The 20,504-nt window shown below is 52.7% G+C and carries 21 protein-coding genes; all 21 read right to left on the bottom strand.

The annotated features are described in order from the left end of the window. Positions 1–306 precede the first annotated feature (306 nt). The gene (gene rpoD, locus NST08_RS08875) at positions 307–1,437 is read right to left on the bottom strand and encodes an RNA polymerase sigma factor RpoD (protein WP_007129424.1); all 1,131 of its coding nucleotides are present in this window, start codon (positions 1,435–1,437) and stop codon (positions 307–309) included. A gap of 41 nt (positions 1,438–1,478) precedes the next feature. Continuing rightward, entirely contained in the window at positions 1,479–3,296 is a 1,818-nt protein-coding gene (gene dnaG, locus NST08_RS08870; RefSeq protein ID WP_007129423.1) for a DNA primase, read from the bottom strand. A gap of 41 nt (positions 3,297–3,337) precedes the next feature. Beyond that, on the bottom strand, positions 3,338–3,811 hold the full coding sequence (locus tag NST08_RS08865; RefSeq protein ID WP_210095278.1) for a YaiI/YqxD family protein: 474 nt from the start codon (positions 3,809–3,811) through the stop codon (positions 3,338–3,340). A 233-nt stretch (positions 3,812–4,044) separates the two neighbouring features. Beyond that, complete coding sequence (gene glyS / locus NST08_RS08860) at positions 4,045–6,120, bottom strand: glycine--tRNA ligase subunit beta (protein WP_007129421.1); 2,076 nt, start codon at positions 6,118–6,120, stop codon at positions 4,045–4,047. After that, positions 6,113–7,000: a glycine--tRNA ligase subunit alpha gene (gene glyQ / locus NST08_RS08855; protein ID WP_007129420.1), complete on the bottom strand. Its 888-nt coding sequence runs from the start codon at positions 6,998–7,000 to the stop codon at positions 6,113–6,115. Before glyQ ends, glyS begins: the two co-directional genes overlap by 8 nt. Before the next feature lie 362 nt (positions 7,001–7,362). Beyond that, positions 7,363–8,115, bottom strand: coding sequence for a DNA repair protein RecO (gene recO / locus NST08_RS08850; protein WP_007129419.1), 753 nt, complete (start codon positions 8,113–8,115; stop codon positions 7,363–7,365). Between the two features lie 36 nt (positions 8,116–8,151). Then, complete coding sequence (locus NST08_RS08845) at positions 8,152–8,292, bottom strand: YqzL family protein (RefSeq protein ID WP_210095260.1); 141 nt, start codon at positions 8,290–8,292, stop codon at positions 8,152–8,154. A 152-nt stretch (positions 8,293–8,444) separates the two neighbouring features. Then, positions 8,445–9,347, bottom strand: coding sequence for a GTPase Era (era, locus tag NST08_RS08840; protein ID WP_007129417.1), 903 nt, complete (start codon positions 9,345–9,347; stop codon positions 8,445–8,447). Positions 9,348–9,542: 195 nt separating this feature from the next. Beyond that, positions 9,543–9,950, bottom strand: a complete 408-nt coding sequence (gene cdd / locus NST08_RS08835) for a cytidine deaminase (protein ID WP_007129416.1) — start codon at positions 9,948–9,950, stop codon at positions 9,543–9,545. A gap of 19 nt (positions 9,951–9,969) precedes the next feature. Further along, complete coding sequence (locus NST08_RS08830) at positions 9,970–10,308, bottom strand: diacylglycerol kinase family protein (RefSeq protein ID WP_244869129.1); 339 nt, start codon at positions 10,306–10,308, stop codon at positions 9,970–9,972. Between the two features lie 44 nt (positions 10,309–10,352). Further along, entirely contained in the window at positions 10,353–10,850 is a 498-nt protein-coding gene (gene ybeY, locus NST08_RS08825; protein WP_007129414.1) for an rRNA maturation RNase YbeY, read from the bottom strand. 3 nt (positions 10,851–10,853) lie between these two features. Continuing rightward, entirely contained in the window at positions 10,854–13,160 is a 2,307-nt protein-coding gene (locus NST08_RS08820) for an HD family phosphohydrolase (RefSeq protein ID WP_007129413.1), read from the bottom strand. A gap of 14 nt (positions 13,161–13,174) precedes the next feature. Then, entirely contained in the window at positions 13,175–14,146 is a 972-nt protein-coding gene (locus NST08_RS08815) for a PhoH family protein (RefSeq protein WP_007129412.1), read from the bottom strand. Between the two features lie 6 nt (positions 14,147–14,152). After that, on the bottom strand, positions 14,153–15,346 hold the full coding sequence (yqfD, locus tag NST08_RS08810) for a sporulation protein YqfD (RefSeq protein ID WP_144867004.1): 1,194 nt from the start codon (positions 15,344–15,346) through the stop codon (positions 14,153–14,155). Then, positions 15,343–15,636 (bottom strand): sporulation protein YqfC, encoded by a 294-nt coding sequence (gene yqfC / locus NST08_RS08805; protein WP_007129410.1) that lies wholly within the window; start codon positions 15,634–15,636, stop codon positions 15,343–15,345. The genes yqfD and yqfC overlap by 4 nt, the downstream gene beginning before the upstream one ends. Before the next feature lie 271 nt (positions 15,637–15,907). Next, positions 15,908–16,489: a hypothetical protein gene (locus tag NST08_RS08800; RefSeq protein WP_144867002.1), complete on the bottom strand. Its 582-nt coding sequence runs from the start codon at positions 16,487–16,489 to the stop codon at positions 15,908–15,910. Between the two features lie 18 nt (positions 16,490–16,507). After that, positions 16,508–17,521, bottom strand: coding sequence for a flotillin-like protein FloA (gene floA / locus NST08_RS08795; protein WP_007129408.1), 1,014 nt, complete (start codon positions 17,519–17,521; stop codon positions 16,508–16,510). 107 nt (positions 17,522–17,628) lie between these two features. Then, entirely contained in the window at positions 17,629–18,990 is a 1,362-nt protein-coding gene (locus tag NST08_RS08790) for an NfeD family protein (RefSeq protein WP_210095259.1), read from the bottom strand. A gap of 245 nt (positions 18,991–19,235) precedes the next feature. Beyond that, the gene (locus NST08_RS08785; RefSeq protein ID WP_007129405.1) at positions 19,236–19,676 is read right to left on the bottom strand and encodes a GatB/YqeY domain-containing protein; all 441 of its coding nucleotides are present in this window, start codon (positions 19,674–19,676) and stop codon (positions 19,236–19,238) included. Between the two features lie 16 nt (positions 19,677–19,692). Continuing rightward, positions 19,693–19,866 (bottom strand): 30S ribosomal protein S21, encoded by a 174-nt coding sequence (gene rpsU / locus NST08_RS08780; protein ID WP_005547957.1) that lies wholly within the window; start codon positions 19,864–19,866, stop codon positions 19,693–19,695. Positions 19,867–20,047: 181 nt separating this feature from the next. After that, the gene (locus NST08_RS08775) at positions 20,048–20,407 is read right to left on the bottom strand and encodes a histidine triad nucleotide-binding protein (RefSeq protein WP_144866998.1); all 360 of its coding nucleotides are present in this window, start codon (positions 20,405–20,407) and stop codon (positions 20,048–20,050) included. Positions 20,408–20,504 lie beyond the last annotated feature (97 nt).

Here is a 20,504-nt window from a genome sequence, read left to right as displayed (position 1 = left end):
GATAAACTGCAAATCCACTCTGGATATTGGGACCATCCATTCATTCCATCGCCATTTGGAAGTGATGCTATTCTCAGGTTTAGGGCTCGTCCATCATTTGCATTGATCTTGGAAAAGAGATAAAATAAAGACCGATACAACAAATACAGGCAGAAATTCCAGAACCAAGGAAAACAAGCCTTCCGGCGGCAGACCGCATTGCGATGGAACTCTAATATCCAATTGCCCAGAGCTTGTAAGCAGCGTACCTTCATCTCAGAAAAAAAGACCTTGCTGCCGGAAAATGCAGAAGGTCCCTTGATCACTCTATTCGAGAAAATCCTTCAGCCGCTTGCTGCGGCTCGGATGACGAAGCTTCCGAAGCGCCTTGGCCTCAATCTGCCGGATCCGTTCACGCGTAACGCCGAACACTTTGCCTACTTCTTCAAGCGTTCTTGTGCGCCCGTCGTCAAGGCCGAACCGGAGACGAAGCACGTTCTCTTCCCGCTCCGTCAGCGTATCGAGCACGTCTTCAAGCTGTTCCTTAAGAAGCTCGTATGCTGCGGCATCAGCTGGAGCGAGAGCCTCCTGATCCTCGATAAAATCGCCGAGATGGGAATCGTCCTCTTCGCCGATCGGCGTTTCCAAGGACACCGGTTCCTGGGCGATCTTCATAATTTCCCGAACCTTCTCCACGCTAAGCTCCATCTCTGCCGCGATTTCTTCCGGCGATGGCTCGCGACCCAGCTCCTGCAGCAGCTGTCTGGATACACGGATCAGCTTATTGATCGTCTCAACCATATGCACCGGAATCCGGATCGTACGGGCTTGGTCGGCAATCGCGCGCGTAATGGCCTGCCGGATCCACCATGTGGCATACGTACTGAATTTAAAGCCTTTTTTGTAATCGAACTTCTCCACCGCTTTAATAAGGCCCATATTGCCTTCCTGGATCAGATCCAAGAACAGCATGCCGCGACCGACATACCGCTTCGCGATGCTGACAACCAGCCGCAGATTCGCCTCGGCCAGACGGCGCTTGGCCTCCTCATCCCCTTGCTCGATCCGGTTCGCAAGCTCAATCTCGTCGTCCGCGGACAAGAGCGGTACACGTCCGATTTCTTTCAAATACATTCTCACCGGATCGTTGATTTTGATGCCCGGCGGCAGCGACAAATCGTCATCGAAGCCGAAATCCTCATTGTCATGGGATTCGTGATCTTCCGATGCCCGGTGGCTGACCTCATCGTCGCTTTCGTTCACCACATCGATGCCGAGGTCGGCAAGCTGCTCGTAGAACTCCTCCATCTGCTCCGTATCCTGATCGAATGGCGACAGTTTCTCCATAATATCTTTATAGCTTAATACGGATCTCTTTTTACCCTGCTCAATCAATTGATCTTTGACTTGATCCAGCGTAAATTCCGTTTCTAGTTCAGTATGCTGATCATTCGCCATTTTTCGACTCCCTCCTCCCTAGAAGCAGCAATGTGCGGACATCATTGTCTTTCTAGGGCGATAATCTCACTTGCAATTTGTGCGGCCCGCAAAAAATCTCCCGAGCGCTCTGCTTTCATCATTTCTTCCTTCTTCTGCTCGATCTCTCGCTGCTGCGGATATTTCAGTACCTCCCGGATGCAGTCGTCAAGCACTTGAACATTCCACTCCGCGGGTGCCTCCATCATCATAATGGAGCTGACGGTCTTTTCCAGACGATCATCATGGAGAGATGACATGAAACGGCTAATATCCGGAGATTTGCCTTGTGCATAATAAGCATATAGATAAACAGCTATCGCCGCATGATCTTCGATATTAAACGCTTCTCCCAGCCGTTCGCCTACGTATCGCGCGGCTTCCGCATCCTGCAGCATCAGCGACAGCAGCCGCCGTTCAGCCGCATGATAGGCAGGCAGCAGCGCCGGGGCGGGCTGACGCCCGTTAATATGCCTACCATTATTCCACCTTTTTTCCTTATTATCCCCATCGCCCCTCTTTTTTTGCATGGACTGCCTGAGCAAATTGCAATCCTGCTTAAGGCTCTCGTAGGAAAGGTTCAGCTCCGAGGATAATTCCCTCAAATAAACTTCCCGCTCGGTTGAGGAATGAAGTGCGGCGATAATCGGCAGCGCTTCTTTCGTATACGCGATCTTGCCATCTTCTTCTAGCAGTATATGGTTTTTCTTCAGATATATAAGTTTAAATTTTGTGGTTGAAACAGCTGTTTCCACTACATGCCTGAATCGCTCGGCACCGAATTTGCGGATGTATTCATCCGGATCCAGGCCTTCGCTGACAAGCGCAATCTTCACCCGAAGTCCGGCGCCCTCCAGCATCGGGATGACCTTCATCGCGGCTGCCATACCGGCCCTGTCGCCGTCATAGATGACAACAACCTCTTCGGCCATGGATTTCATAATCGCTACTTGATTTTCCGTAAGGGACGTGCCCATCGTTGCCACGCCGTTCTGAAGTCCAGCCTCCCAAGACGAGATCACATCACCGTAACCTTCGAATAATAGGATCTGACGCAATTTGCGTATGGATGTCTTCGCCTGGTGCAGGTTGTACAACGTACGGCTTTTGTTAAACAAAAGAGTTTCCGGGGAATTCAAGTACTTCGGCTGACCATCCCCGAGGATCCTTCCGGCGAACGCAATCACTTTGCCGCTGCGGTCATGGATCGGAAACATGATACGTCCCCGAAACCGGTCGAGATAGCCTTCCTGTTCATGTCTTGCGGACAACAAACCGCCCTTCTCCATCTCTTTCAGGTCAAATGACCGCTTGGTAAGAAATTGAACCAGCGTATCCCAGCGATCCGGCGCATAGCCGATCTGAAACTGATCGATCATCTTGTCGCTCATGCCGCGGGACCGTAAGTACTTCATCGCCTCGGTGCCATGCTCCGTATTCTTCAGCAGAAAATGATACAGCTTGGCGCTCAGCTCATAAGCTTCAAGTAAACGTTCTTTCTCCGGATTGCGAGGAATTACGGGAACCCCTTGACCTTCCGGTAACGAGATATCGTTCTCTTCGGCCATGGTTCTTACGGCTTCGGGGAAGGAAAATCCTTCGATTTCCATTCTGAATTTAATGGCGTTACCGCCCTTGCCGCAGCCATAGCAGTAGAAGATTTGGCGTTCCGGTGTAACCGTAAAGGATGGGGTCTTTTCCGAATGAAAAGGGCACAGGCCCTTTAAATACTTCCCCTGTTTCGTAAGATGCACGTATTTGCTGACCGTATCCACGATATCGCTTTTGGCCAGCACCGCCTCAATGACATCATCCGGAATATTGCCTTGTCCGGTACTCATCCAAACCACCTTCATCTCATTTGGCACGTAAATAGTATTCGCTACGGGTGGACATTCTCCTGCAATTCAAGCAAAAGTTTTGTCAGTTTATGTTGAAAAAAAACCCGGTCTTCGTCAAGCAGCTTTTTCGGTCCTTTGCCGTACTTCCCCTGCCTTCTTGCTTTGGCTTGATGGTGGCGCGAATCCAGCATGAAATCGATATCGGAATTGCGGAATATCCGGCCGCGGAACGAGATGACATAGCAGGATTTCGCTAACGCCAGCGCAGCCAAACCATAGTCCTGGGTGACCACGATATCCCCTTTCGATATATGGTTCGCAATATAGAGATCAGCGCTTTGGTCGCTCCGGTCCACTTGAATCGTCACGACGCCTTCCTCGGCCTGCTGCATATGATCATAGGAAGAAACGAGCAGCACCGGCACATGGAATGTACGGGCAGTTTCTGCGATTTCCTTCTTGACGGGACAGGCGTCGCCGTCAACCACGATCCGGCAGGAGGAACCTTCAATCATTGATATCACCGGCTTTTCCTGTACTCTTGGAACCATCCTGTGCTGTTTACTATTATATACGTCTTGAACCGATTAAAATCCTGCTTCCCAAAAAACAATGAGCTGCAGTCTGCCTTACTGTACGGCCATTGATTCTTACTCACAGCGAAAGCGCCATCCTGTGCCTTGACACGGGCTGTCGCTTTCGCTGAACAAACCATTATAACATTTGCAAAATCATCATGTCACTACGCTTACCACACTAATTTTGAAAAATCGGCGTACCGCTTCAAATCCCCATCGATGCCGGAGAGCAGTGCAAGGCGGTTAGCCCGCACCGATTCGTCCTCGGCCATGACCATGACGGAGTCAAAGAAGCCGGTAATCGGCGCCTTCAGTCCACTGAGCAAGGACAATGCGCGTTCGCCGTCCGCAGCATCCAGTGCCGCTTCGTAATCGCTCCGGATCGCCTGCCAGGCTTCATAAAGCTCGCCTTCCGCAGACTCCGTGAACAGCTCCCGGTTCACCGCAGCTTTCCCTGCCTTGGCCGCAAGGTTGCTGACGCGGTTCAAGGATTCCACCGTCGTCTTGAAGTCCTCGGCGGACTCAACCGCATGCATCAGCGCCTGTCCCCGGTTCACAACGGATACCACGGAATCGAAGCCGGCCGAAATCACCGCATCGACAACGTCATACCGCTGGTTCTCGGACAGCAGCTTCTTCACGCGAAGTCCGAAGAATTCCTGGAGATCCTTCCGGATTTCACCGGCGGACCGTTTGAGCGCCCGGATGTTCTCATGAACGTCCAGCGCAATGCCGAACACGTCGGACAAGGTAATCGGAAGCTTGTGCTCCAGAATGATCTGCACGATGCCTTGCGCCTGGCGGCGCAGTGCGTATGGATCCTGGGAGCCGGTCGGAATGATGCCGATGGAGAAGCAGCCGGTAATCGTGTCGATTTTGTCCGCTATGCTTATGATGGAGCCGACCTGCGTCGAAGGAACGGCATCGCCGGCAAAGCGCGGCTGGTAATGCTCGAATACCGCTTTGGCCACCTCTTCCTTCTCTCCCGCTTTACGCGCGTAATCCTCGCCCATAACCCCCTGAAGCTCAGGGAATTCATACACCATTTGGGTTACAAGATCGAATTTGCAGATATCGGCGGCGCGGCTGACGGAATCCGCTGCATCAGCGGCGATTCCAAGCTTGACGGCCAGCTGATCGGAAATGCGGCGGATGCGGCGCACCTTGTCCCCGATCGTTCCGAGCTCCTCATGGAAGACGATGCTTTCCAGCTTGGACAGCGCGTCCTTGATCTGGAGCTTCTGATCTTCCTCATAGAAAAACTTCGCATCCGACAAGCGTGCCCGCAGCACCTTTTCATTCCCTTTGGCAATAACATCAAGCGAACGGGAATCGCCGTTGCGCACCGTCACGAAATAAGGAAGCAGCTGCCCCTTGTCGTCCAAAACCGGGAAGTAGCGCTGATGCTCGCGCATCGAGGTGATCAGCACATCCTGCGGGATATGAAGGAACGAGGAATCGAAGGTTCCGTAGAGCACGGTAGGCGTCTCAACAAGGAACAATACCTCTTCCAGCAGATCATCCTTGATTGCGATATTCCAGCCCTTCTCTTTGGCGAGTGCCTGAATTTGCGAAACGATCATTTCTTGACGCTCATTCACGTCCACGATGACATGCTGTTCGCGAAGGATATCCCGATATGCCGACGCTTCCGGAATAACGGCATCAGATCCCAGGAAGCGGTGCCCTCTCGTGACATTGCCCGCCTGCACGCCGGCAACCTCAAGCGTGATCGTCTCGCTGCCCAGCAGCGCAACGATCCATTTGATCGGACGTACGAACTTGAACTCATGCGCACCCCAGCGCATATTTTTCGGGAACGTCATCGCTGTCAGTATGCCGTGAAGCCCCTCGGACAGAATCGACTGGGTATCGACGCCGACGCTGCTCTTGGTGACGTAGATATACTCGACGCCTCCAAGCTCCTTAAAGGTGAAGCTCTCCGGATCGACGCCTTGGCTTCGGGCGAAGCCGAGCGCCGCCTTGCTCCACTGACCGTTCTCGTCCAGCGCGATCTTCCGCGAAGGTCCTTTAACCTCCTCGCTGACATCCTCCTGCTTATCCGCAACATCCTTGACCCATACGGCAAGGCGACGCGGCGTTGCATAGGCGGTTACTTCCCCGTGCCCGATTCTGGATGCTTCCAGCCATTTCACGAGGCGGTCCTCCAGCTGTTCCATCGCTGCACGCAGAAATCTTGCCGGGACTTCCTCCAGCCCGATCTCAAACAATAAATCCTTAGGCATGTTCTGCGCCCCCTTTCTTAATCAACGGGAAGCCAAGCTTCTCGCGTTCCTCCAAATACGTAGCCGCCACCTGGCGCGCGAGATTGCGCACGCGCATGATGTAGCCTGTTCTCTCGGTCACGCTGATCGCTCCTCTGGCGTCAAGAAGGTTAAACGTATGGGAGCACTTCAGCACATAGTCGTACGCCGGGAAGACCAGATGTTGATTCATCGCCTTGTTGGCTTCCTCTTCATACATGTTGAACAGCGTAAACAGCATCTTCACATCCGACACTTCAAACGTGTACTTGGAATGCTCAAATTCCGGCTGATGGAACACGTCGCCATACGTAATGCCGTCCACCCATTCGAGGTCGAATACATTCTCTTTATCTTGAATATACGACGCAAGCCGCTCCATGCCGTAGGTAATCTCAACCGCAACGGGATTGGCATCGATGCCCCCGACCTGCTGGAAATACGTAAACTGCGTAATTTCCATGCCGTCGAGCCACACTTCCCATCCGAGGCCCCAGGCGCCAAGGGTCGGAGCTTCCCAGTTATCTTCGACAAAGCGGATGTCGTGATCGAGCGGGTCAATGCCAAGACGCTTCAGGCTCTCCAGATACAGCTCCTGGATATTGTCCGGGGAAGGCTTCAGAATGACCTGAAACTGATGGTGCTGGTACAACCGGTTCGGGTTTTCCCCGTAACGGCCGTCTGCCGGACGACGGGAAGGCTCAACGTAAGCGACATTCCACGGCTCCGGACCGATCGAGCGCAAGTAGGTCATCGGGTTCATGGTGCCTGCACCCTTTTCCGTGTCATACGGCTGCACGATGATACAATTCTGTTCTGCCCAGAACTGCTGCAGCGTCAAAATCATCTGTTGGAAATTCATGATTTTTAGCTCCTTTGCTTTCATTTTCATAATAAAACATCCGACAATCCAGTCTGTACAACGCAAAAAAGCTCTCGCCCCATGCCTGATGTACAGACATAGGGACGAGAGCTGTCGCTTCCCGCGGTTCCACCCTACTTGGCCAGCCTTCCCGCAGCTGCCGTGCAGCAGCGCTGTAGCTAAACCCACTTTATCGTTTCAAGAATGCTCCCGGGTGCCATGTTCATGAATGCTTCGTACCGGACTCCCACCGCCGCCGGCTCGCTATAACGAATGGCCATTCATTACTTTCCCGTTCAACGCATGTCAATATGCAATAACTCATAAACTGATAAATATAATACCTTAATCCGAACCTTACGTCAAATGTTGTATTTGTCCATCTGGTCCAGGAAGTTTTGGGATTTGAGCCGGAGGCCCAGCTGCATATCCATTAACGCCCTCATTACCTTCTTGAGCTCGTCCTTCGTCTCCGCCTTAACGTCCACATTACCGAGCCGCCTGAGATCCAGCCTGGCGAACAGGCGCAGCAGCTTCAAGGTCCGGACCGACACGGCCATCGCCGGCGGATCCAAATGCTTGCAATAACGGCATAGAACACCTCCGAGACGCGGGCTGACCAGCATATCCTCGTCATTTCTCGGCTGATTGCACGAAATGCATACCTCCAGCTCCGGTCCATACCCTGCCGCCTGCAGGATTTTCATCTCATAGAGATTGATAATAATCTGAGGATCCTTGTCTTCTTGAAGGGAGGTCAGGCATGCCTTCAGCTGATGGAACCAAAAAGCCCCCGTCTCCTCATCCTGCAGCACCCGATCCAAGAGCTCGCAGGCATAGGAAGCATAGGCGGCTTTGATCAAATCTTCCCGCAGTTCATGATGGGATTCTATAATCTCGCCTGCGTTCAGGGTTCCAAGCCCCGTATTGCGAAAAAACACATACTCCCCATACGTAAAAGGCTGGGTCAGAGCAGCATGCCGGCTCTTGACCTTTTTTGCTCCTCTGACCAGCACCCCTACCTTGCCCGATTCTTTGGTGCAAAGCGTAATGATTTTGTTCCCTTCACCGTAGTCCATGCTGCGGATGACAATTCCTTCCGCCCGATATAGCATGCATTATCCCCCAACCATTCTTGGAACAACCAATAATTACTCGTCCTCTTCATGCTGGGCCGCCTCATCTTCTGCGGATGCAGCTGCAAGAACCCGTTCACCGTCGGTTTCTTTATACAGCAAATAAGCATCGACATCTCCAGTCATCGCAAAATACTTCCACGAAAAATTTCGCATTCGTATTCATCCTTTCTTCGGAAATGACGTCTGCATCTACGAAAATAGGATGTGCGTACCGTGCGGATTTATGAATTGCAATTGTTGGCAGGCTGCCTGAGCAGCAACCGGCGGCACCAATCCCCCAGAAAGCTTCTTTCGGTACGGGTCAATTACTCCCCGCGGTGAAATCCAAGGTCACGAAGAACACGCTCCTGGTTGCGCCAATCTTTTTTTACCTTAACCCATAGCTCCAGGAAAATCTTGGAGCCGAGAAGCCGCTGAATGTCCTGGCGGGCCTGCTTGCCGACTTCCTTGAGCAGGGCGCCCTGCTTCCCGATAATAATGCCCTTCTGTGAATCGCGCTCGACAAAAATGACGGCGGATATATAGACGGTTCCGTTCTCCTCCTTGCGCATATCCTCAATCGTGACGGCGATGGAGTGCGGCACCTCCTCCCGGGTCATGTGCAGGATTTTCTCCCGGATGAGCTCGGCGCAGACAAACTGCTCGGGATGATCCGTCACTTGGTCCTCCGGATAATACTGCGGGCCCGGCGGCAAATATTTCTGGATTTGATCCAGCAGCGTGTCGACGTTGCTGCCAAGCTTGGCCGAAATCGGAACGATCTCCGCAAAGTCATGGAGCTTCCGGTATTCTTCAATAAGCGGCAGCAGCGCCGGCGGCTCGATCTTATCGATCTTGTTCATCACCAGCATGACCGGGGTCTTGATTTTGCTCAGCTGCTCGGCAATAAAGCGGTCGCCTCCGCCAATCCCTTCGGATGCGTCCACCAGAAACAATACGGCTTCCACTTCACCCAGCGTGCCGAGCGCCGTCTGATTCATGTAATCGCCGAGCTTGGATTGACGCTTGTGAATCCCCGGCGTATCCAGAAATACAACCTGGGAGTCCGGCGTTGTGTACACCCCGTGGATTTTATTTCTTGTTGTCTGCGGTTTATCCGACATAATGGCAATCTTCTGACCGATGACCTGATTCATCAGCGTAGATTTCCCTACATTGGGTCTGCCGATGATCGCCACAAAACCTGATTTAAACTGTTTTTTCTGCATACCATTCCTCCAGCTAACGTTACTAACACCTTAAGGCGAATGGGACTATGGCTGCTTCTTTTCGTCCCACACCGAGATACCATCATCAAGGGTCTTGGCCGCAATGGCCGTGGGTGACACGTCAGCTTGCCGGTCCTTCATCCGCCTTAACGTCGCTCATGATAACCTAATTTTCAGTCTGAACTTGTGCGAAGATTATTCCTTGTTCAGATCCCAAGGGCCAAACGCGCCGGGAAGCAGCTCGCTTACCGTCGTTTCGCGAATGTCTCCCTTCATATTCCCCAAAATGACCGTCATATCCGGCTTGCACAGCTCTACCAGCACCTGCCGGCATACCCCGCACGGCGTGCAGGGTCCTTCGGTGTCGGCGACGATCGCAATCGCCTTGAAGCTTCCCGGCTCATGTCCGTCGGCAATCGCGCGGAAGAGTGCGGTTCGTTCGGCGCAGTTGGTCGGCCCGTAGGCAGCATTCTCCACGTTGCAGCCATGGTGTACCTTCCCGCCCGTATCCAAGAGAGCAGCGCCTACACCAAATTTCGAGTAAGGTATGTAAGCCCGTGTGCGCGCCTTAATCGCTTCCTGCATCAATAACCCTGTATCCATACCGAATTCCTCCCTTTCGTCAGCCTGTTATGGACCTAACCCACTGCATGAGCGGTTCCCAAAAAATGAGGATGCCGACAGCCGCAGCATATATCGCAGCAACCAGCGATGCACCCGCAGCCGTATCCTTCGCCACCCGGGCAAGCGGATGCTCCGCCGGGGATACGAGATCAATAACGGCTTCGACCGCCGTATTCACCAGCTCCGCAATGAACACCGCCGCAACGGCGGATATTAGAAACAGCCAGCTGATTTTGTCCAACTGCAGCAAAGCTGCTGCGATGAAGCAACTCACGGCAGCAGCAATGTGAATCTTCATATTTCGTTCACGCTGTACGGCGGTCCATATGCCCGTCATCGCGTAACCAAAAGCTCTAAGCAAAGTAGATCTGTACGGCTTCACTATCTCGTCAGACCCACTTCGGCTAGGACGGCCTCCTGCTTGCCCATCATCTCAGCCTCGCTCGCCTCGTCCTGATGATCATAGCCGAGCAAATGCAGGAAACCATGGACGAATAGAAATCCGATCTCGCGCTCAAGCGAGTGGCCGTACTCTTCACTCTGCAGCTTCGCACGCGGGACCGAGATAATGATGTCCCCCAGCACGTCCGGGACGTTCCCAAGCTCTTCGCCTTCCTCCAGCTCATAAATGATCTCCAGCTCATCATTCGTGACTTCATGCATGGCGAAGGACAATACGTCGGTTGGACGGTCGATCCCGCGATATTCCCGGTTTAATTCGTGGATGGCTTCATCATCGACAAAGGTCAGGTCCACCTCTCCGCCCTCGATCCCTTCGGCCTCACCGGCCTTCTGCAGGATCGTTTCAAGCAAAGCGATGAGCTCCTCCGTAATCTCAAATTGCTCTTGTTCATTATTCCATACAAGCTCAAGGCTCATTCCTTAAACGCTCCTTCTCTGATCCGCTTCAGGCGCGGATGAATCTGCATGCTTGGTCGAATCTCCCGAAGACGCGCTCGAATCAGGCTTCGGCCGCTTGACCTCCTCCGGATACTCGATGCGTGAGTGGAATATCCCCATGACCGTTTCCTTCAAGGTTTTCGCAATGGTATCAAGCTCTTTCATCGTCAGGTCGCAGTCGTTAAACTGATGGTCATCCAATCGACCCTTAATGATCTTCTCGATCATCGATTCAACCTGCTCCACGGTCGGCTTGCGGAGGGAGCGGACCGCCGCCTCCACACTGTCGGCGATGCCGACGATCGCTGCCTCCTTGGACTGGGCTTTCGGACCGTGATACCTGAAATCGTCTTCCGTAAAATCAGGCTCGATCCCCTGCTCCTCAGCCTGTCGGATGGCTTTATGGTAAAAATAATGGAGGAAGGTCGTACCATGATGCTGCTCGGCGATATCCCGAATCGGCTTCGGCAGCTTGTACTCCTTCAGCATTTCAACCCCATCCCTAGCGTGAGCCACAATGATGGACTTGCTGAGCTTCGGCTCGATGGAATCATGCGGGTTCTCCATATTGTTCTGGTTCTCGATGAAGTAGATTGGCCGCTTCGTCTTCCCGATATCATGGTAATAGGATCCCACGCGGCACAGCAAGCCGTTGGCGCCGATCGCTTCGGCAGCGGCCTCCGACAGATTGCCGACCATTACGCTGTGGTGATACGTTCCCGGCGTCTCCGTCAGCAGCTTGCGCAGCAGAGGATGGTTCGGGTTCGATAATTCCACGAGCTTCAAAGCCGACAAGATGCCGAACGTAACCTCGAAGAATGGCATCAGCCCGATCACCAGAACGGCTGTAAGCAGGCCTCCGGCAATCGCAAACCCGATCGCATAGAGCGTTTCCGTCGTCGTCCAGGAATCGTCGTCGATCAGCAGCATGATCAATACGATCAATGCGCCGAACAAGGAGGCCATAATCCCGCCCTTCAGCATGGTGGAGCGCTGGCTCGCACGGTGAATCGAGAAGATGGCCACGCATGACGTCACTGCGGCGAACAGCCCGAACTGGAAGTCGAACATTTCACCCTGGACATTCAGGATGACGCTGGCCATGATGCTGAATATAATGACGCTGAAATAGGCAAGCGACATTTCCAGAAGCAGCGTCACCAGAATCGCACCGATGGCTACAGGAGCCAGGTACCCGACATAAATCCGCGAGTCGCTTTGCAAAATGGATGTCAAGTGCATCGTAATAAGCGTGATCACATAGATCAGCACGAGCATAAGCAGCTGGGAGTTATTGTATTTAAACTTCCCGGCATTCGACTGGCGGATGAACATCAGGATCCCGAGCGATAATAAAACGGACAGCAGCAGCACGCCGAGCTCAGGCCAATAGTTTACATCATCCTTGAGCAAACCATTCTTTCCAAGCAGCTCATACATCTCCGGCGTAATGACCTGCCCTTTCTTAACGAGAATATCTCCTTGCTTAATGAACACAGGCGGCGTATTCTCGCGTTCCTCGACGCGTGCTTCCTTGGTCGCTTCCTCATCCCTGAATTTGTTGGCCGTTATCGTTGCCCGGGCCAGTTCCTGAACGACCTCTCTGGCAACGCGATCATCCAGCGAGCTCGTGCTCACCATTTCCGCAACCCGCGCCCGGGCCGTCTGCGCGTCCACGATTTCGTTCATGGTCAGCTTGGAGACGATATCGCGGGCTACCGGCTTCATCGCATTGATGTCCTCGGCGCTTAATCTAGGTATTTTGATATAAGTTTCCTCCGGGATCCGGTAGGTCTGCTGGTCGATGACGCGCAGCATTTCCTCCAGCAGCTCGTTGGAGTAACCTTCATTGTCCCGATTGGCGGATACGAAATTTTGGACGAACTCGTCAATCCTGCGAGGGATTTCCTCGCGATAGATATTGACCTTCTCCTGGGTCGAGATATCCACATCCTGGTTCAGTCGCTCAATCCGGTCCAGGATCTGCGTCACCAGAACGTCGTTCCTCACATTGAGGTTGGTATAAATCGTCTGAACCCGCTCGGCCGCCTGCTCCTGCGCCTTCAGCGTCGCTTTGCTGTCCTCGATTTGGACGGGAGCGACGATATTCTTCTCGCTTTTCGTATTGACCTGAATGTCATAGCGTTCAGGCACCAGCTTCGATGCTAGACTGATATAAAAGAGCAGCGCAAGCAGCAAAAACAGAATATAGCGTGTTGCCACGCTATATTTCCAACCGCTGTGCCTGCCCCATATGGACTTGTCCGTCGATGGTTCTTTGGAGGCCATATCGACAATCCCCTTTAATCTTGGTTTTCTGCAGCTTGATCATAGGCAACGATGATTTTTTGTACTAAAGAGTGCCGTACAACATCCTGCTCAGCAAAATAAACGAATCCGATTTCCTCAATTCCGCTTAAAATGGCTTTCGCTTCGATCAGCCCGGATTTTTTGCCGCGCGGCAGGTCAATCTGCGTCACATCTCCGGTAATGACCATCTTGGATCCGAAGCCAAGCCGCGTCAGGAACATCTTCATCTGCTCCGGCGTGGTATTCTGCGCTTCGTCTAAAATAATAAACGAGTCATCCAGCGTCCGCCCGCGCATGTAGGCGAGAGGCGCGATTTCGATCAGTCCCCGTTCAAGCGCCTTCGCGACTTGCTCGGGACCCATAACATCATATAATGCATCGTACAGCGGTCTGAGATAAGGGTCTACCTTCTCTTGCAGATCTCCGGGCAGAAAGCCCAAGTTCTCTCCGGCTTCAACCGCCGGTCTCGTAAGGACGATCCGTTTCACAGAGCCTTCTTTAAGTGCAGCAACAGCCAGCACAACCGCCAAGTAGGTCTTCCCCGTCCCCGCAGGACCGATACCGAATACGACATCCCGTTTCTTGATCGTTGTCACGTAATGCTTCTGTCCGATCGTCTTGACGCGAATCGGCTTGCCTCTGTATGTTGACGTAATTTCACCCTTGAACAGATCAAGCAGCTGATCCGCTCGCATATCCTTGGCCAGCTCTACGGCGTACAGAATATCCCGTTCGGTCAAAGTATACCCGTTGCGGATGAGCTCTAGCAGCACTTCGAACAGCTGCTGAAGACGCTCGACGCTGCGGTGTTCTCCGCGGATCGTAATGACGGCTTCCCGCGAATCGATGGTGGCAGGGATTTCCGCTTCGATCAATTTCAGGAAGGCATCTTGCGGTCCGAATAAGGCCAAGCCTTCTGACGCACTTTGTAATAAAATTTGAATGCTGGTCGTTTGCTGTGGCAAATAGTCTCATTCTCCTTGATTGTATACTATGGGAAGTTCTTTCGCGATGGTCTCTTCCACCTCGAAAAGCACTTTCATATAAACTTTACCATTCTCTTTCTTCTCATGCAAAATTTTTTGGCTCACAAATCGGGAATCGGTGCCGTATTTCGCTAAAATATCGCGTCTTGCGCCCTCTATTCCTTCTTTTTTGGCCTCCTCCTCCGTGATCGTATGCTGAACCTCGGTGACCTCCATGATCTTCTCGGTCATCCATCCAAACGGGAGCGCACGTGATCGCCAGGTGAGAGGATCATAATAGGTGAGCATTTCCTGCTGCGAGTAAGGCACCTCCCCGTATCCCCACAGCTGGACGGCACGGTCGCCGAGAACGAGATATGACCGTTTCTTGCCTTCGCCCGTATACACCTTCCTTGTTTTAACGAGCGGAACCTCGATATCGTACTCATGCCAGACCAGTCCTTTAACCTCGCCTTTGGCAACGATCATCTCCGAATTTTCCTCATCGCCTAAAATGCCGGAGATCAGCACGTCGCCTTTCTTCACGCGGCTGTTGATCTGGACCTTGGGCAGCCCTTTTTCCGCGTAGATATAAGTAATGACCGCATCCTGCGTACTGATCAGATGCCTCGGGCTTTGCAAAGGCGGCTTCTTAGGAACGGAGGCCTCAACGACCTGGATCCGGATCCGTGTCCCATTCCGCTCCACGCCGACCCAGGACACGCCGTCGAGTCTGGATGCCAGGCTGCCGGACAGCTTGTCCATCGATTGCAGCTTGAAAATCCATTGATACGGGTAGATTCCTTCCTGCTTGGCGGCATCCAGAATGTCTTCCGTAGCAATGCTCTCATTTCCTTCTACCTCAATGTTCCATACCATGGAGGAGAGGGCGGTCAAAATAGCAAAAAACAATACTATCCCGAGAACGAACGCTTTGCGTTTCCACAAGCGCCTCAGTTTGAAAGGATAGCCGCTGCGCTCCTTGATCCGCGTCCGGCAGCCTGTCCGTTTCAAGAAGGGACGAAGGCCCTTAAAGTCTCTAAGCAGCAGCTTAAACTCCGCAGACTGCGTCCCGGTCGGTATCACATCCCACACCGGGATCCCCGCGTCCACTACGGAATTGATGAATGCTTCCACATGCTCACCGCGCACGGTGAGCGTCAAATAGCCTCGAAGCTGGATCATGGTTGGGATGTTCACGCTTTCTCCTCCGTTCCTATGTATTGAATATGATGGATTGTACCAATAATGGTCACTTCTTGACTTTGAATGGCCTGAATCGCGAGATCCGACCCCGATATCTCCAAGGAGCCCTGTGTTAGGGACAGCACAAGCCGCTTCTCGGAGAAATGCCGAACTCCTCGATGGTTTTCAATATGAAGCTCTTTATTGCCGATCAGGGTCAACCGCGGTAAATCAAACAACAGGTCCTGTGGCAAATCAAGCATTTCTTGGGTCCATTTCTGCAGCTTGCGGCTGATGCGGGACATATGGAGACTTTCCCCCTTCCTGTACTGTACACCATATGCCCCGGAATCCTGATTTATGAAATGTACAGCCAGAAACATGCGAAGATTTGTTCAGATAAGGGGCGGAGCGTATAACCCAATAGAAAAAGAGGCTGTACCAAAGTCGATTGACCTGGTACAGCCTCTTGGTATGTGGTGTAGACCCAGCGGGAATGAACCCTTACTTCCATTCGCTGCGGTCACCAAATGCAGGGCCATTGTTCATAGCCTGCAAACTCTCAAATATGGTCTCTTAACGGCGATAATTTAATGGGCGTCTGGAACGGGGCGGCCCCAAAATTTCGGACCACACGATGCCGTTTCGAGCCTGCTCCGCCATATTCGAATGGCTTCGACGTTCCGGTCCATGGTCCTCTTCGGTGAGCTTAACGACCGTTTCCGGAATATCGACCGTCATCCGGTTTAACTGCGCATGGATCCGGTCCAAATCCGACTCCATCATCGCCATCCGGTGATCCATGCTGTCCGGCTTCCGCTCCATCTCCTGGTAGCTGGGCGATCGGTTCAGCTCCTCATGCTCCAGCGAATACCCGTTTCCGGTGTTCAGCTCCTCTTCATCGTTAAAATCCGAACCGGCACTTTGCTGAACGGGGGCAGGGTGCTCAGCCTGCGGAAAGGGCTGTGGCCTTCCCCCTTGCGTTCTGCGGAGCTCCGGCTGTTGCGGCCCCCGGCCTTGACGATGACCGTCGCCGCCGAACGACGGCATGCGGGGCTGCCCCTTCTCCCCCGCATTCTTGCCACGCCTTCCCAGAGCGGAAATGATGAAGAAGCCTATAACAACTACGATATAAAAATTCTCGATTAACCAGCCCACTATAGGCTCACCTCATCATCATTTGTTATTGTTCGGATTGTCTCCCGGGTTGCCTGTATTATCGCCCATCTTGCCGATCGAGCCTCTCATCTGCGTATCGGCCTCAAGGTTCTTCAGGTTCATGTAATCCATCACCCCGAGCTGGCCGCTGCGAAGCGCTTCAGCCATTGCAAGCGGAACCTGGGATTCGGATTCGACAACCCGCGCTCTCATTTCGACGACGCGAGCCTTCATCTCCTGCTCTTGCGCTACCGCCATCGCACGGCGCTCTTCCGCTTTGGCCTGAGCGATGCGCTTGTCGGCTTCCGCCTGCTCGGTCTGCAGGTAGGCCCCGATGTTCTTGCCTACATCGACGTCGGCGATATCGATCGACAGAATTTCAAACGCCGTTCCGGCATCAAGCCCTTTCGCAAGAACGGTTCTGGAGATCAAATCCGGATTCTCCAGGACGTCCTTATGGGAGTTACTGGAACCTACCGTGGTAACAATCCCTTCACCTACACGGGCAATGATCGTTTCTTCACCAGCACCCCCGACGAGGCGGTCAATATTCGCGCGAACGGTTACCCGGGCTTTTACCTTAACCTCGATGCCGTCTCTTGCTACGGCAGCGACAACCGGCGTCTCGATGACACGCGGATTAACGCTCATCTGCACGGCCTGAAGAACGTCCCGGCCGGCAAGGTCAATCGCTGCGGCCCGTTCAAATTCAAGCGGAATATTCGCCCGCTGTGCAGCGATCAGCGCATTGACGACGCGGTCTACGTTACCGCCTGCCAGATAGTGGCTCTCGAGCTGGTTAATATTCAGTCCCAGCCCTGCCTTTGTCGCCTTGATCAGCGGATTGACGATCCGGCTAGGCGTTACGCGCCGCAGCCGCATGGCCACGAGCGTAATGATTCCGATGCGCACGCCGGAAGCGAGCGCCGAAATCCAGAGCATCAGCGGGAAGAAGCTGAAAAACACGCTAAGTGCGATGATCGCAACGACCGCGATCAGCAAAATTGTCACCAAGGAACCATCCAAATCCATTGTTACTTCACCCTCCATCTTTTGAATAACGAATGTAATCAGGTACTGCTGTTAACCAAGCTTAACTTCACTTCTCTATCCCATACTACACATTTCCTGATGAAGCTTCACCCTTTTTCTTCCTCGACGACAATCCGCGTTCCATCGGTCTTCACCACGCGGACCCGGCTGCCGGATTCAATATACCCTCCGAGCGTGACGACATCCAGCCGTCTTCCTTCCAGCTCCATCGTACCGGCCGGACGGAGTGGCGTTATAGCTGTTCCGATAAGACCTATCAGGCTGTCCCGGTCCTCATTCGGAATATAGCCCTGCTCTTTCGTCAAGCTGTCGTTCAGGATGAACTTTCGCCATATTCCCCGCTCCTTGAACACCAAGGCCACAACCACGATGGCGACTAATGCTGACGCCACCGCGATTCCGAGAGACAACGCGACATGCGAGGTGCTGTACGCAGCCCGGACCACACCGGTTATCAGACTGATCGAGCCGATGATCCCAAGTATGCCGAAGCTCGGAACGAACAGCTCCATCGCCAGCATCAGAATTCCGATAATGAATAAGAGCCAGGTCTCCCAGCCTGCAAAGCCGGCCACGTAGTTCCCGAAGAAATACAGCACGAAGGCGGCGATGCCAAGAATGCCCGGAACACCGAAGCCCGGTACAAGCACCTCAATAATGACGCCCGCAATACCGATGAACAAGAGCAGCGTCATGACGCCGGGATGCGTCAGAAACGTCGCCAGCTTCTCAGAAAAGGTTGGCTCCATCCGGAACACATCCTGGGTGGAAAAGTCCATCCAGGTAATCACTTCCTCTGTGCTGCTAGCGATCGTATCTGCATACCCTGTCTTCAACGCTTCCTCGTTGGTTAACGAGATGATTTCCCCCGGTCCCTTCGTCCGGCCGATCTCCGGCATCTCCACCTGGATGTTGACATCCGCCATCCCCATGGCGATCTCCTTGTTCCGGCCGCCGGCTTCAGCCGCACTGGCCATCGTCGTCTTCCACCAGGACACGAGCTTGGCATCTTCAATCGGGTTGCCGCTGCCGTCCACCATCGCTGCGGCTCCGATCATGGTTCCCGGCGCCATGGCAATCTTGTCGGCGTTAAGGGCGATATAGCTTCCGGCCGAAGCCGCCTCGCCCGTAACGAAGGCTACGATCGGCATATTACTCTCTTTCATCAGCTTGGCGATTTCCCCCGCCTGATCAACAAGTCCGCCCGGCGTATCGATCTCAAGGATAATGAGCCCGGCCTTCATCTTCTCGGCTTCCTTGAAACCGCGTTCCATAAAGCTGGTCAAGCCGCGTTCAATCGGCTGTTTGACCGGTATTACGTATACTGAGCCGGTGTTGGCTCCCGAAGCCGGCTGTGACGGGGACACCCACATCAAGGCGGTTATGAACAAAATAGCGGCAGCGGCCGTCATCGCGATCCTTTGGCGCAGCCCATTCATGATTTTCATCGTATTCCTCCTTTCTCTTCGACTTATACGGACATCCTTCTTCTGTCTTCGACATGAAGGAGAGGATGACCTTCCTGCATAAGCATATGTATCAAGTCACTCTCCTATGGTTATATTTACGGATCAGCCGCGATTTCGTTTCAAGAAAGTATACCCTGACCGCAATATTCCATCACGCTTCGCTCAACAAGCCCGAAAACAAGAAAAAACACCCCCTGAAATCAAGGGGTGTTTCACTTATGTTGTTACAGAAATTGTTGAACAACTTGATTGACAAGCTTTCCGTCCGCACGCCCTTTAACCTTCGGCATGAGAGCGCTCATTACTTTACCCATCTCGGCTTTTGAAGAAGCACCGGTTTCCTGGATGGTCTGCTGTACAATGACTTTAATTTCTTCTTCAGTAAGCTGTTCCGGGAGGTAGGCGCTTAGGAGCTCAATTTCTGCTTTCGCATCGGCGGCAAGATCGTCGCGTCCCGCTTTTTCAAATTCTTGGAGGGCATCTTTTCGCTGTTTGATTTCACGACTTAAAATATCAAGCACTTCGTTGTCATCCAAACTTCTTTTCAAATCTATTTCAAGATTTTTTATCGTCGAACGAACCATCCGAATCGTAGAGAGTTTGAACTTGTCCTTACTCTTCATCGCTTGCTTCATATCTTCGTTCAATCGTTCGCTAAGATTCATGCTAGTTCAGATCCTCCTAAAACTTTCTCTTACGAGCAGCCTCGGACTTTTTCTTGCGCTTTACGCTTGGCTTTTCATAATGCTTGCGTTTCTTCACTTCAGCCAATACGCCATCTTTAGCGATGGAACGCTTGAAGCGACGAAGTGCAGCATCAATTGTCTCGTTTTTGCGAACTTTAGTTTCAGACACCAGTTTTCCCTCCCTCCGACCAGACCGTCCAAGAGCAATAACACGGTTCATCAAACTTCATTATAGGGCAAACGGAAATATGGTGTCAACCTTGACGGCAACTAAAAAAAGTCAGGCAAGCAAAAGCAGCCCCGCCGGCTTAAAATGCCGCGAAGCTGCAGTGTATCGGCTGGTCCAGCCGTTATGTATGCGATGGCGAGATTCCTGTCAACGCACCCAGCCGTTTGCCACCCATCAAATGGTAATGCAGGTGAAACACTGTCTGTTCTCCATTTGGGCCGCAATTGTTGATTAGGCGGTATCCGCTCTCGGCGATGCCGAGCTGGGCGGCAGCCTCTTGCGCAGCGCGGTGCATCTCGCCGATCAGGGCCAAATCCTCCTCCTGAACATCGTTCATCGAGGCGATATGCTTCTTCGGAATGATGAGCACATGGACCGGCGCCTCCGGATTGATATTTTGGAATACCAGCACCTTATCGTTCTCAAGCACCTTGGTGGAAGGGAGATCTCCATTTACGATTTTGCAGAAAATACAATCCATCACATCATTACCCCTTTCATAGAGTCTCATGCTCCCATCATATAAGAAAAGGGGGGATTCGTCCATTATGCCGCCTTTTATGATAAAAAAAGAGAAG

Origin of the sequence: Paenibacillus sp. FSL K6-1566, assembly GCF_038050475.1 — a bacterium.
Taxonomy (GTDB): Bacteria; Bacillota; Bacilli; order Paenibacillales; family Paenibacillaceae; genus Paenibacillus_AQ; species Paenibacillus_AQ lactis.
This window is presented reverse-complemented; position numbering and strand designations above follow the sequence as displayed.

What these genes read in the sequence shown, in the direction of transcription:
- rpoD (WP_007129424.1), bottom strand. Translation starts at nt 1,437, where the DNA reads ATGGCGAATGATCAGCATACTGAACTAGAAACGGAATTTACGCTGGAT.
- dnaG (WP_007129423.1), bottom strand. Translation starts at nt 3,296, where the DNA reads ATGAGTACCGGACAAGGCAATATTCCGGATGATGTCATTGAGGCGGTG.
- NST08_RS08865 (WP_210095278.1), bottom strand. Translation starts at nt 3,811, where the DNA reads ATGATTGAAGGTTCCTCCTGCCGGATCGTGGTTGACGGCGACGCCTGT.
- glyS (WP_007129421.1), bottom strand. Translation starts at nt 6,120, where the DNA reads ATGCCTAAGGATTTATTGTTTGAGATCGGGCTGGAGGAAGTCCCGGCA.
- glyQ (WP_007129420.1), bottom strand. Translation starts at nt 7,000, where the DNA reads ATGAATTTCCAACAGATGATTTTGACGCTGCAGCAGTTCTGGGCAGAA.
- recO (WP_007129419.1), bottom strand. Translation starts at nt 8,115, where the DNA reads ATGCTATATCGGGCGGAAGGAATTGTCATCCGCAGCATGGACTACGGT.
- NST08_RS08845 (WP_210095260.1), bottom strand. Translation starts at nt 8,292, where the DNA reads ATGCGAAATTTTTCGTGGAAGTATTTTGCGATGACTGGAGATGTCGAT.
- era (WP_007129417.1), bottom strand. Translation starts at nt 9,347, where the DNA reads ATGCAGAAAAAACAGTTTAAATCAGGTTTTGTGGCGATCATCGGCAGA.
- cdd (WP_007129416.1), bottom strand. Translation starts at nt 9,950, where the DNA reads ATGGATACAGGGTTATTGATGCAGGAAGCGATTAAGGCGCGCACACGG.
- NST08_RS08830 (WP_244869129.1), bottom strand. Translation starts at nt 10,308, where the DNA reads ATGACGGGCATATGGACCGCCGTACAGCGTGAACGAAATATGAAGATT.
- ybeY (WP_007129414.1), bottom strand. Translation starts at nt 10,850, where the DNA reads ATGAGCCTTGAGCTTGTATGGAATAATGAACAAGAGCAATTTGAGATT.
- NST08_RS08820 (WP_007129413.1), bottom strand. Translation starts at nt 13,160, where the DNA reads ATGGCCTCCAAAGAACCATCGACGGACAAGTCCATATGGGGCAGGCAC.
- yqfC (WP_007129410.1), bottom strand. Translation starts at nt 15,636, where the DNA reads ATGTCCCGCATCAGCCGCAAGCTGCAGAAATGGACCCAAGAAATGCTT.
- floA (WP_007129408.1), bottom strand. Translation starts at nt 17,521, where the DNA reads ATGGATTTGGATGGTTCCTTGGTGACAATTTTGCTGATCGCGGTCGTT.
- NST08_RS08790 (WP_210095259.1), bottom strand. Translation starts at nt 18,990, where the DNA reads ATGAAAATCATGAATGGGCTGCGCCAAAGGATCGCGATGACGGCCGCT.
- NST08_RS08785 (WP_007129405.1), bottom strand. Translation starts at nt 19,676, where the DNA reads ATGAATCTTAGCGAACGATTGAACGAAGATATGAAGCAAGCGATGAAG.
- NST08_RS08775 (WP_144866998.1), bottom strand. Translation starts at nt 20,407, where the DNA reads ATGGATTGTATTTTCTGCAAAATCGTAAATGGAGATCTCCCTTCCACC.